This window comes from Thermodesulfovibrio sp. Kuro-1 (assembly GCF_006538445.1).
In the GTDB taxonomy this organism is placed as follows: domain Bacteria; phylum Nitrospirota; class Thermodesulfovibrionia; order Thermodesulfovibrionales; family Thermodesulfovibrionaceae; genus Thermodesulfovibrio; species Thermodesulfovibrio yellowstonii.
Genome location: NZ_BJKS01000004.1, coordinates 111396 through 123423 on the forward strand (window position 1 = coordinate 111396; position 12028 = coordinate 123423).

The following is a 12028-nucleotide window of genomic DNA, read 5'->3' on the forward strand; positions in this document are numbered from 1 at the left end:
TTAATTTTATTAAAATTTGGTAAGATAAAAATAAATGGAAGCTGAGTCGTTAATAAAATCAGTTTTTAATAGTCCAACGTTTGGTTCTGTATCTTTTGAGCAAGTCTTTGAGAAAATAATAGAATTTGTCAAAGAAGAACCAGACAAAAAATATAGCCTGATTGTAGGCAGTGATTCTTTCCCCGGAGAAGAGACCATATTTGTGACAGCAATAATAATTCATCGTAAAGGTTCAGGGGGTAGATATTTCTATAGAAAACTTAAATATGAAAAAATGGACAATTTAAAATTAAGAATATTTACCGAAGCCTCTTTAAGTTTGGAAATTGCTGAAGCTTTGAAAAAAAAGCTTTCTGAAAATGGTGTTTCCCGTTTACCAGTAGAGATACATCTTGATGTGGGGAAAAATGGAGCAACAAGAAGTTTGGTAAAAGAAGTCATAAAAATGATTATAGGTTCGGGTTATATAGCAGTAACTAAACCTGATTCCTTCGGAGCTTCAAAAGTAGCAGATAGACACACAAATTAAAAGCCGGGAATGGGATTTGAACCCACGACCGGTCGATTACGAATCGACTGCTCTACCGCTGAGCTATCCCGGCTTTCTTTATATTTTATCAAACTCTTGTTTAAAGTAGCGATAAGTCTCTTCATCAAAAAGGCAAAATTCTATAGTTTCAAGGGAAGTTGACTGACTCTTTAAATATTCAGCTACTGTCGTAACAAGAATCTTAGCTACCATGCTTTTTGGACATCCATAAATACCAGAGCTTATGGCAGGAAAAGAAACACTTTTCAATTGGTATTCTTCTGCTTTTCTGAGACTACTCAATACAGCACTTTTCAATTTATTCTCTTCATCTCCTTCACCCCATTTAGGTCCTACAGCATGGATAACATATTTTGTCTTCAAAGAGCCAGCAGATGTTATTGCTGCTGAGCCTGTTGGAACAAAACCTATTCTATCACTTTCTTCCTGTATTATATACCCTCCTTTTCGCACAATTGCTCCAGCAACCCCTCCTCCATGTTTAAGATAATTATTCGCAGCATTTACTATAGCATCTGTATTTCTTTCTGTTATGTCTCCAACAATTATTCTCATAATTTTATTGTTTATCTTTTTTTCATCCATAAAACACCTCCTCCTATAATATACCAAGACTGTACTGCACCCCATTTTTGAGGACACTTTTAAGTCTTCCAATTTGTAGAGCCTTATGCAACATTTCTTTTCTGCTCCATGTAGTATTTTAACTCATACTCCTCTGGTGATAAATATCCTAAAGCACTGTGCACATAAAGCCTGTTGTAACAATTCGTTATCCAATACTTTATTATTTTTCTTGCTTAATCAAGGCTTCTAAACTCATTTAGCCATATCAATTCCTCTTTTATCGTTCTTATTACCCTCTCAGTGTCAGCATTTCCCTTAGGATTGTCATAAGATGTAAATATTTGCTCTATTCCAAGCACTGCCATTTCCTTCATAAATGCTCGGCTTGTTGGTTGACTGCCATTATCACTAACAAGCTTTAATCCTCTGCCTCTTACTCCTTCTTTAAATTCAGAAACCAATCCCTTATCCAATGCAGACTTCCATTCAGCCGTCCTTCCCCTTAATGATATCTCCCAACCCACTATTTTCTTAGTATACCAGTCAAGCACCACTACTAAATATGCCCATCCAATACAAGGTATCATAAATTTGGTCATGTCAATTCCCCAGATTTCTTTCGGTCTTTGAGCTCTGGGCTTTCTCCCCTCAGCTTTCCTCTTAGCTTTATGAACTGTCTGGCTTGCAAGTAAGCTATGCTCCTTCATTATCTTGCTTACTGTCTTATGATTAATCAGAACTCCTTCCCTGTGCCTTAACCATGCTGTCACTCTCCTGTATCCCCAAAATGGATGCTCACTTTTTATAGCTTTTATTTTCTCTAATATCTCTAATTCATTTATTTTATTAGGTTTTTCAATCTCTCTGAGATTAATAAAACTATAATACCTGCTTCTTGATAATCCCAATGCTTTACAAGACTCTTTCACTGTATAGCCTTCTTTGAGTAATTGCTTAACCAATTCTATTTTCTCCCTAACAGTTCTTCTGTTTTTTTTAATATCTCTATCTGGATTGCCTGTTTCCCTATGATTCTCTGAAGCTTGTCTATCTCTGCTTTGTAAATGCTTTCATCAGCACTACCACTGTTAAGTGCTTTTTTACCACCTTCCAAAAATTTGTCTCTCCAGCGATAATAAAGTCCTTGACTTATTTTGTGTTCCCTGCAGATGTCAGCTACTGATTTGACTCCTTTAATTCCTTCCAAAACTATCGCCATTTTTTCCTCTGCTGTCCATTTCCTTTGTTTCATTTATACTGCCCCCCTATAAAGTCTTTTCTTTCTGCTTATGCAGAAAGTTTAACCTCTACTAATTGACCGTGTCCACTATTTAAGGGGTTCAGTATACCTTTCTGTCACCCTGAGGCGTAAGCCGAAGGGTCTCCTCATGAGGAGATTCCTCACTACGTTCGGAATGACAGAAAAGGCATACCTCGGAATGGCAGAAAAGATACCGCTTCTTCCGGTATGATAGACATGGGTGTTATTCCAAGCGAAGCGAGCCTTGAGTCGTAGGCGAAGGGGCTGCGAGGTATGATAACCACCTTCTATGCTAAAAAATGGCTTAACCAAAAAAGAGATTTTTGTTAAACTAAATTATTATGATAGACAACTGGCTCAGAGAAATCAAAGAAAATCCTCAAAGTAAATCTGCTGGTATGATACTTATTCATAACGGAATCGTTAGAGAAACTTCAAAGGATGGAAAACCTGTTAAGGGTATGAAACTTTCCTATGATGCTAAAAAACTCAATGAAATAATTCATGATATAAAAACAAAACAAGGTATTGTGGATGTTAGAGTATGGATAAATGAAGGAGAGCTAAAAGTTGGAGATGATATAATGATAGTGCTTGTGGCTGGGAGACTACGCACAGATGTTTTTCCAGCTTTGCAAGAACTTGTTGGAAAGATTAAAAATGAGGTTGTAAATGAAGAAGAAATTTTTTAAAGTTTTCATCATAGCTTTAATCTCTCTTTTATCCCTGTCATGTGTTGCTGAAATTGACCCAATCTCTGGCAAAAAAACCTATACTCTGCTTTCTACTAAACAAGAAATTGAGATAGGACAGAAAGTTGTTCCATCCGGGATAAACGAAAACGAAGGTTTGTATCCTGACAGAGAAGTTCAAAATTACATCAGACAACTCGGAGCAAGGATTGCGGCTGTCACTCCAAGAAAGGTGGAGTATCAGTTTTATATTGTAAACTCGCCAGAAATCAATGCTTTTGCATTGCCCGGAGGTCCTGTGTTCATTACCAGAGGAATAATACTCAAAATGGAAAGAGAAAGCGAACTGGTTGGTGTTTTAGCCCATGAACTTGGACATATAAATGCAAGGCATCATGCTAAATTTCTTGAAAAGAGTTTCGGTATGAATGCTCTTGTAAGCATTCTTGGGATAGCTTTACAAGACAGTAACTATGCCTCAGCAGTCATGACAGTCGCTCAAATTTCCGCAGGATTACTTCAATTGAAATTTAGCCGTGACCAAGAAAACGAAGCTGATGCACTGGGAGTAAGATTTGCCTATCAGTCAGGATATGATCCTTGGGGTCTTGTGACAATGTTTGAAAAATTCAAAACTCTTGAAAGGGGTATGTCTGTTGAGTGGCTAAGCACCCATCCTTTGCCAGATACAAGAATAAAAAATGTCCAACAAATGATAGCTCAGCAGTATCCAGATTCTCAAAGACTAAAACAAAATAGCAATGAGTTTAATAGAGTTCATGAAATCCTAAAATCAACTAAAGAATCCTATGATATGGTTGAGGAAGCTAAAAAATACATTAAATCACGCAATTACACTCAAGCATTAAATCTTCTTGACAGAGCAATAGCTAAATATGGGAGTAATTATGCCTATACTTACAGAGCCTTAGTAAATCTAAATTTAAAAAAATACAATGAAGCCATTTCTGATGCTGACAGAGCGATTTCCCTTGACAGTCTCTATTTTAGACCAATGTTAATAAAAGGCGTAGCTCAAAATCAAATAGGGCAGTGGAATGCGAGCATAAACACTCTTGAAAAAGCTAAGAATCTCATAAATGATAATGCAGACCTTTATTATTACTTAGGAGTAAACTATCAGGCAGTAGGTAACAGAACAAAGGCGATTGACAATCTTTCCACAGCACTTCAGCTTACAAACGGCAAACGTGGATGGGAAGCTGATGCTCAAAGAAGATTAAAAGCATTAAGAGGTTACTGAGGGAGCTAAAAAATGAAAAGAGCGCATCTTTTTATAAGTGGCAGAGTTCAGGGAGTTTTTTACAGAGCTTTTACAGAAGAGATTGCTCTATCTCTCAGATTAAATGGTTGGGTTAGAAATCTGAGAGATGGAAGAGTTGAAGCAGTATTTGAAGGAGAAGAAGAGAAAATCTCTATTGCTATACAACGTTGCAAAGAAGGTCCACCTCATGCCAGAGTTGACAATATTGAAATAATATGGGAAGAGCCTGAAGGTTTAAAAGGATTTGAGATAAAAAGGACTGCTTCCTGATCTAATGATGGCAGTCTTAAAAAAGTGAAGTTCAGGTTTAAGAAATCAGCAGGAATTCAATGTAGAGATAAACACTCAAATATTTCAAATTAATATCAAGATTACTTCTCATCATTATTCCCCCACCTGGAGTATTTAGAAATATTTGAAAAAATTTTTGACAGCGAGTATAATGTCTCCAAGCAAAATTTTGATGTTAAAATAAGCGAAAATGAAGTGGACAAATAATTGAAAGAAATACAAAAGGACTGGTGAAGGAGGTGTATATGAGAGAAAAATAAAAGAATAAGGAGGAGAATTAGCATGTTCAAAAAAATTGAAAACATTAAAAATCTTGGAACTTATTCAGGGTTTTCATGGAATAGCCAATTCTGTGAAGTTTTTAAAAGATATAATTTTATTTATGGTTGGAATTACTCTGGCAAAACAACTCTTTCAAGACTCTTTCATTGTTTAGAGATAAAAAAAACTCATCCAGATTACCCCCACCTTCAATTTACTATTGAAACTAATAACGGAAAAATTACAGAAAGAGATATAGAAAATAATAATCTTTCAATCAGAGTATTTAATGAAGAATTCGTTGAAGATAATTTCAAATGGAATGATGAAAATCATAGAGTAAATCCTGTCTTAATTCTTGGTAAAGAATCCATAGAATTACAACAAAAAATATCTGAAAAAGAAAAAGAAATAAAAGAAAAAGAGGAAGAGAAAAAGAAAATCGCAGAAGAAAAGAAAAGATTAGAAACCGAGTTTGAAAGATCTTTAACAAATAAAGCTTCGGAGATAAGAAAAATTCTTAATATTACTAATCAACGAGAGTTTGATAAAACCTTACTCGGAAATAAAATAAATATTTTAGGTGAGAATTACAAAAAATATATATTAAATGATAAGGATTTAGAGACTAAATTAAATACTTATAGAAATGAAAGAGAATACAAAACTATTGATAACATTACAGTTCATTTAAAAGTAAATGAATTAACCAATAGGACTAATAATGTACTGAATAAAAAAATATCCGTACAACGAGTAATACAAAAATTAAGAGATAACCCTAAGTTGAATAATTGGGTCAGAGAGGGTATTGATTTACATAAAAACGAGAAACAGTGTCAATTTTGTGGGAACAATTTACCCGCTGATCTTTTTGATAGATTAAACAAGCATTTTTCAAAAGAATTTAATGAATTAATAGACGAGATAAATCTGCTTGAGAAAGAAATAAATGAATATAAAAATAACTTACAAAAAATTGAACTTCCTGACGAAGCAAGGTTTTATGAGGAATTCCATGATAATTATAGAATAAAGAAAGAAGAGTTGAAGAAATGTATAGAATCTATCAAAGAAGAAAAGATAACTTATTTGCTTAAGAAATTAAAAGAAAAAAGAAATAAGCCATTTGATGTTATTGATAAGATATCTTTAGGAAATATTGAAGATGAGATAGATAGCATACTGAAAGAAGTAAATAATTTAATAAATCAAAATAACAAAAAAATTCAAGGACTATCTGAAGAAAAAAATAAGATTAAACAAGAATTACTTAATCACTATTCTGCATTGGCGATTCACGACTTGGATTATCTTAATAAGAAAATAGAAATAGAGAAGTTAACTAAAGAGTTAACTAATAAAAATATAGAAATGGAATTAATTACTAAAGAAATTGATAAATTTAAAAATGAAATAATTAGATCAAATATTGGAGCAGATAAAATTAATAAATATTTAAAAACTTTCTTCTCAGATGATCAGCTTTATTTAAAAGCACTGAATGATGGCACTTATCAAATTTATAGAAATGAAAATATTGCTAAAAATTTAAGTACAGGTGAGAAAAACATTATAGCTTTAATCTACTTCATAACTAAATTAGAGGAAACCAGTTTTAATATTAATGATTCAATAATATTTATTGATGATCCGGTGTCAAGTTTGGATAGTAATCATACTTTCAAAGTATATGGTTTTTTAAGCGAAAAAGTTTTGAATTGTAAACAATTATTTATTACAACCCACAATTTTGATTTTTTTAATTTAATAAAAGATTTGATTAAAAGTGATCCTGTAGGGACAATAAACAGACAAACTAAAGAGCAAAAAGAAAATTTTTATTTAATAAAGAAGGTATGCATTAATAACCAAAGATGCTCAATAATTGAAAATCTGCCTGTTATTCTGAAAAGATTTAAATCTGAATACAATTATTTATTCAGCATTCTTGAAGATTTTAAAGGATTAGAAGATAAATCAAGTTTTGAATTACTTTATCTTCTACCCAATATAGCCAGACGATTTATAGAAGCGTATTTATTTTATAAGTACCCTGATGGTAAAAAATTTAAAGATAAATGTAACAAATTTTTTACTAATTGTGAAGAAACAACAAAAAAATCTACACTCAAAGTTTTGGATGAATATTCACATGAAGAAAATCCAGAGCATATACAAAAATTCCCTGATATCAATGAAGTAGAAACTTGTGTAATAACAATTTTAACTCAATTACAGAATAAAGATAGAGAACATTATAATGCTTTGTGTGAGTCATTGATAAATTAATATTTTGCAAATTGAAATAAAATGTTATCAGGACAGATGTTGTTTAAAATTTAGGATTAAATCTTGGAGGTTTTGGTTATGACTACACGACTAATTATAGAATGTGAGGAAAAGTGTCTTCATGATTTAGAAGATATAGCCACTTTTCTTAAAGACCTTGTTTATCTTCATGATAGATTAGCGCTTCTTGCCCCTTATAATCTTGAAAACCTTAAGACATTTGAAAATATCTATGTTTCTGATTATTTTTATAGGAGATTCACTCGCCCTTTGTCAGAAGCCGATAAATTAAAGGTTTATCATATTCATTTACATTCTCCTTTATCAATTGAATTGGCTTTAGGCATTGCAATAGGGTTTCCAGCCGCTGCAAAGGCATTTGTTGAATTTATAAAAATAATTAGAGATTGGGAATATGATAAAGAAATGAAACAATTAGAAGTTATGAAATTAAAACTTGATATAGCCGAAAAAATCAAAGACTATAAAGATGAATTAGGCATTGCTAACATTGACAAAATAAGTCCTCAATTGAAAAAAGAACAAATTATTGAATTATTAGAAAAAGATGTCATAAGGCTAACACGGCATGAGGTAAAGATTAAAGAGGTGAGTATTAAAAACCCTCATAGATAATAAAAAGTTTGATTTTGAAAATTATCATGAGAATCTTCAATTTAAATGCTTGTTCAATGGGGAAAAAAGTTGTAAAATAAGGAAGGAAATTTATGAGCAAAATAGATATTAATAAAGAAATTTTAATATGGGCAATTAATAGAAGCGGGCTAAACCTGGATATTATAAAGAAAAAATTTCCCAAAATTGATAAATGGCTTAATGATGAAGATAAACCTACCATTAAGCAGGCAGAACAGCTTGCTAAGATGCTTTATATACCATTCGGAATGTTTTTCACTCGCGCTCTACCTGAAGATGAAATCACAATTCCATTTTTTAGAACAAAAGGAGAACAAAGGAAATTAAGCCCTGAACTGATTGATACAATTCACATTATTAAACAAAGACAGGATTGGATTAAAGAATACTTTTTACAAACAGGTAATGAACCCCTTGATTTTGTAGGAACGGTTAGTCTGGAAGATGACATTAACGATGTAGCAGCTAAAATCAAAAATAGATTAGGTTTAAAAGAAAATTGGGCAGCGGTTTTCAATACATGGCAACATGCATTCAATTATTTTAAAGAAGCTGTAGAAGAGATAGGTATTTTTGTAATTATTAATGGAATAGTTGGTAATAATACTCGCAGGAAACTGGATGTTCAGGAGTTCAGGGGATTTGTTATTACTGATAAACTTGCTCCGTTTGTTTTCATAAATGGACAAGATGCCAGAGCAGCACAAATTTTTACTCTTGCTCATGAATTGGTGCATGTCTGGCTTGGCAAAAGTGCTATTTTTGACTTAAGAGAGTTGCTTCCAGCAGATGATAAAACTGAACAATTTTGTGACCGTGTTGCTGCAGAATTTTTAGTTCCTCAAAATGCTATTAGGGATATATGGGAAACCTATAAGGATGATGAAGATAAATATCAGAAACTTGCAAAGCATTTCAAAGTTAGTGAATTGGTTATAGCACGCAGAGCATTAGATATAAATTTGATTAATAAAGAACAATTTTTGAATTTCTATAAATACTATTTAAATAAAGAAAGAATTAAGTATAAAGGTGGGGATTTTTATTTGGTGCAGTTACAAAGGGTGGGAAAAAAATTTGGTCAAATTGTATACCTCGCTGTTAAAGAAGGGGCTCTTTTATATAGAGAAGCCTATAAATTAACAGGATTATATGGTGAGATTTACGAGAAATTTACGAAGAAATTATTTGAAGGAAAAACTGAGTGGATAGAGAAGAAACTTACCTTTTAGATGCAAATGTATTCATAGAAGCAGCAAGACGCTATTATGCTTTTGATATTGCTCCACCTTTTTGGAAAGCATTATCAGAATTTGCTGAAAAAGGTAAATTAATCAGCATTGATAGAGTTAAAAATGAACTCCTGAGAGGTAAAGATGAGTTATCTAAATGGGCAAAGGGAAGTTTTTTTGAATGGTTTAAATCAACAGATGACGATTTTATTCTAACAAGTTATAGAAGAGTTATAGAATGGGCAGAAAATCATTCACAATTTACTCAAGAAGCCAAAAAAGAATTTTATGATGCTGAAAATGCAGATGCATGGCTTGTTGCATATGCTTTAAGTAACAGAAATATAATAGTCACACATGAAGTCTATAAACCCGATGTTAAAAAGGAGATACCTATCCCAAATATTTGTAGGGATTTTAGAATAGAATATATAGATACATTTGAGATGTTAAGAAGGTTGAATTTCAAATTTAAATAAAAAATTTCTGAAATCAGTTAAGCAACATCTCATCTGCGGAGATAAAATAGTGGAACAATACAAGAGTTGAACATATCGAATCCCTCCAAGACAGATGAAAAATTTGTAAAGAAAGACTGCTTGACTAAACTGAATATTTAAGGTTTTAATAAATGTTATGAAAATTTTGTTTAAATTTCTTATCATTACTGCTATTGTTTCTCTGCTTCTCAGTTGTGGTGGGAAAGAAGCTGTTAAAAAAGAAGAGTTTGATCCCGTTGTTTATTTAAAAAAAGCTGATGAACTTGTCAGTAAAAAAGAGTATGAAGAAGCAAGAAAGCTTCTCCTTGAAATAAAAAACAGGGAATCAGCTAAGGAATATGCACCTCTTGCCCAGCTTAAGATAGCTGATTCATATTTAAAAGAAGATGAACCTGAGCTGGCAATTACTGAATATAGAAGGTTTATAGAGCTTTACCCTGAATCTACTTATGCTCCCTATGCCCAATATAGTATTGGAATGGCATATTTTAGACAAATAGAAGGACCTGAAAGAGGTGCTGGAACAGCCCAAAAAGCACTAAATGAATTTTTAAAACTTGAAAAAATGTATCCAAGACATCCCTATGGGGATATTCTTCCTTTAAGAATTCAAAAATGTAGAAATATTATAGCAGAAGGGGAGCTTATAATTGGCAAGTTTTATCATAAAAAAGGTTCTTACACGGCTGCTATTGGAAGATTTGAAGGAATTGTTAAAAACTATCCAGATTTCAAAAATCTGGATGAAACTCTTTATTTGCTTGTAGATTCATACAAAAATCTTAATATGTTAGACAAAGCAAAGCAATATTTAAAACTTTTAAAAGAAAAATTTCCAGATAGCCAGTTTGCAAAAAAGGCAGAAGGATTCAGATTTCAATAAATGGCTAAGCTTTTCCCCATTCTTGCAGACATAAAAGGTAAAAAATGTGTTGTTATTGGTGGAGGGACTGTTGCTGAAAGAAAGATAAAAACTCTGCTTAAATACGGAGCCAACATAACATTAATAAGTCCTGAAATTAGTAACAACCTCAAAGAAATAGTTCAAAAAGGGAAAATAGATTACATAAAAACTGAATACAAAAAAGAAAACATTAAAGATGCTTTTTTAGTAATAGCTGCTACATCAAATGAAAAATTAAATGCTCAGATAACAAAAGATGCTAAATTCTTGGTAAATTGTGTTAGCGGGCAATCTAATCTGAATACTAACGGGTTACTCTATAATGTTCCAGCAATTCTCCATAAAGGAGACTTAACCATTGCTGTTTCAACTGAGTTTCCAGCATTGAGTAGAATTATAAGGGACGAAATCTCAAAATTATATGGCAGAGAATTTGCATTATATTTAAAATATCTTAAAAAACTTAGGAAGGAAATTCAGAAGACAATCCCTGATATTAAAAGAAGACAGACAATTTTTAGGAAAATTGCATCAAAGAAAATTGTGTCAATTTTGAAACAGTATGGTTTCAAAGAAGCTAAAAAGGAGATTGAAAAAATAATAGATGAGGTTTAAAGTCGCGGTTATTGGTGCAGGATATTTTGGTCAACGACATATTAAATTACTTGCTCAAATGCCTGATGTTGAGATTGTTGGTATTGCAGATAAAGATATTGTAAAAGCTAAAGAAATTGCGCAGCAGTATAACTTAAAATATTGCTCTGACTATAAAGATTTATTAAAATCAGCTCAAATATTTTTCGTTGTAACTCCAACCATTACTCATTTTGACATAGGAATAGAATTAATAAAAGAAGGGAAAGCTATTTTCATAGAAAAACCTTTAACCGAAAAACCTGTTTTTGCAGAAAAACTTCTCAATGAAGCAAGAAAAAAGAATGTAATAATTCAAGCTGGATTAATAGAAAGATACAATCCTGTAATAAAAAGCCTTATTGAGCATGTAAAAAATCCTGTTTTTATTGAGGCAGAAAGAGTGTCTCCTTTTCTTGGAAGAGCAACTGATACAGACGTTACCTATGACCTTATGATACATGATATTGATTTATTATGGATGTTACTTAAAAACTTAGGAACTTTTAAATTAAAGGATTTAAAAGTCTTCAAACAGAACATAGTAACTTCAAAGATTGATTATGCCAGTGTATGGATGGAGTTTGTTTATACTAATTGTAATGTTAAAGCACATCTTACAGCAAGTAGGATTTCTTCTATTTTCAATAGAAAAATATCCATTGTTCAGCAGAATAATGTTTTATATACAGATTTGATAAATAAAACATTAATAGAGGTTGACAATACAGGAAAAGTTACTGAAATTCTTATAAAAAATAAAGATTCTCAGCCTCTATATGAGGAAATAAGAGATTTTTTAAATTCTGTAAAACAAAAAAAGCTTTCTCAATATGCACCATCCCCTGAGGAAATAATTGAAGTGATAGAAGTAATAGATAAGATAAACGGAGGGAAATAAGA

The 12028-nt window shown here is 32.0% G+C and carries 12 protein-coding genes, 1 tRNA gene and 1 pseudogene; 11 read left to right on the forward strand and 3 right to left on the reverse strand.

What is annotated here, in order from left to right:
- Positions 1-34: 34 nt before the first annotated feature.
- The gene (locus tag FLY87_RS06460; protein WP_012546838.1) at positions 35-529 is read left to right on the forward strand and encodes a ribonuclease H-like YkuK family protein; all 495 of its coding nucleotides are present in this window, start codon (positions 35-37) and stop codon (positions 527-529) included.
- 1 nt (position 530) lies between these two features.
- Here the strand turns inward: FLY87_RS06460 and FLY87_RS06465 are convergent.
- From FLY87_RS06465 to FLY87_RS06475, 3 genes and pseudogenes are all read right to left on the reverse strand, one after another.
- Positions 531-602 (reverse strand) — tRNA-Thr (locus tag FLY87_RS06465).
- A 5-nt stretch (positions 603-607) separates the two neighbouring features.
- Positions 608-1135: a macro domain-containing protein gene (locus FLY87_RS06470; RefSeq protein ID WP_141266623.1), complete on the reverse strand. Its 528-nt coding sequence runs from the start codon at positions 1133-1135 to the stop codon at positions 608-610.
- A gap of 83 nt (positions 1136-1218) precedes the next feature.
- Positions 1219-2369 (reverse strand): annotated as a pseudogene (locus FLY87_RS06475) (IS3 family transposase).
- A 350-nt stretch (positions 2370-2719) separates the two neighbouring features.
- On the opposite strand from FLY87_RS06475, the gene FLY87_RS06480 reads away from it, so the two are divergent.
- The 10 genes from FLY87_RS06480 to FLY87_RS06525 all read left to right on the forward strand — a co-directional run bounded on the left by FLY87_RS06480 (position 2720) and on the right by FLY87_RS06525 (position 12026).
- Positions 2720-3070: a molybdenum cofactor biosynthesis protein MoaE gene (locus tag FLY87_RS06480; RefSeq protein WP_012546341.1), complete on the forward strand. Its 351-nt coding sequence runs from the start codon at positions 2720-2722 to the stop codon at positions 3068-3070.
- A complete protein-coding gene (locus FLY87_RS06485) occupies positions 3051-4334 on the forward strand; it encodes a M48 family metalloprotease (protein WP_141266625.1) in 1284 nt (427 codons plus the stop codon). The genes FLY87_RS06480 and FLY87_RS06485 overlap by 20 nt, the downstream gene beginning before the upstream one ends.
- 12 nt (positions 4335-4346) lie before the next feature.
- Positions 4347-4625 carry an acylphosphatase gene (locus FLY87_RS06490; protein ID WP_012545551.1) on the forward strand — a complete coding sequence of 93 codons (279 nt, stop codon included), beginning with the start codon at positions 4347-4349 and terminating at the stop codon, positions 4623-4625.
- A gap of 303 nt (positions 4626-4928) precedes the next feature.
- Positions 4929-7199, forward strand: coding sequence for an AAA family ATPase (locus FLY87_RS06495; RefSeq protein WP_141266627.1), 2271 nt, complete (start codon positions 4929-4931; stop codon positions 7197-7199).
- A gap of 78 nt (positions 7200-7277) precedes the next feature.
- Positions 7278-7835 (forward strand): hypothetical protein, encoded by a 558-nt coding sequence (locus FLY87_RS06500; protein ID WP_141266629.1) that lies wholly within the window; start codon positions 7278-7280, stop codon positions 7833-7835.
- Positions 7836-7927: 92 nt separating this feature from the next.
- Positions 7928-9088 carry an ImmA/IrrE family metallo-endopeptidase gene (locus FLY87_RS06505; RefSeq protein WP_141266631.1) on the forward strand — a complete coding sequence of 387 codons (1161 nt, stop codon included), beginning with the start codon at positions 7928-7930 and terminating at the stop codon, positions 9086-9088.
- The gene (locus FLY87_RS06510; RefSeq protein WP_012544978.1) at positions 9061-9567 is read left to right on the forward strand and encodes a DUF4411 family protein; all 507 of its coding nucleotides are present in this window, start codon (positions 9061-9063) and stop codon (positions 9565-9567) included. Before FLY87_RS06505 ends, FLY87_RS06510 begins: the two co-directional genes overlap by 28 nt.
- 157 nt (positions 9568-9724) lie before the next feature.
- Positions 9725-10471: an outer membrane protein assembly factor BamD gene (locus tag FLY87_RS06515; protein WP_012546017.1), complete on the forward strand. Its 747-nt coding sequence runs from the start codon at positions 9725-9727 to the stop codon at positions 10469-10471.
- Positions 10472-11107 (forward strand): bifunctional precorrin-2 dehydrogenase/sirohydrochlorin ferrochelatase, encoded by a 636-nt coding sequence (locus FLY87_RS06520; RefSeq protein WP_141266633.1) that lies wholly within the window; start codon positions 10472-10474, stop codon positions 11105-11107.
- Positions 11097-12026 carry a Gfo/Idh/MocA family protein gene (locus tag FLY87_RS06525; RefSeq protein ID WP_141266634.1) on the forward strand — a complete coding sequence of 310 codons (930 nt, stop codon included), beginning with the start codon at positions 11097-11099 and terminating at the stop codon, positions 12024-12026. The genes FLY87_RS06520 and FLY87_RS06525 overlap by 11 nt, the downstream gene beginning before the upstream one ends.
- The last annotated feature ends 2 nt before the right edge of the window (positions 12027-12028 follow it).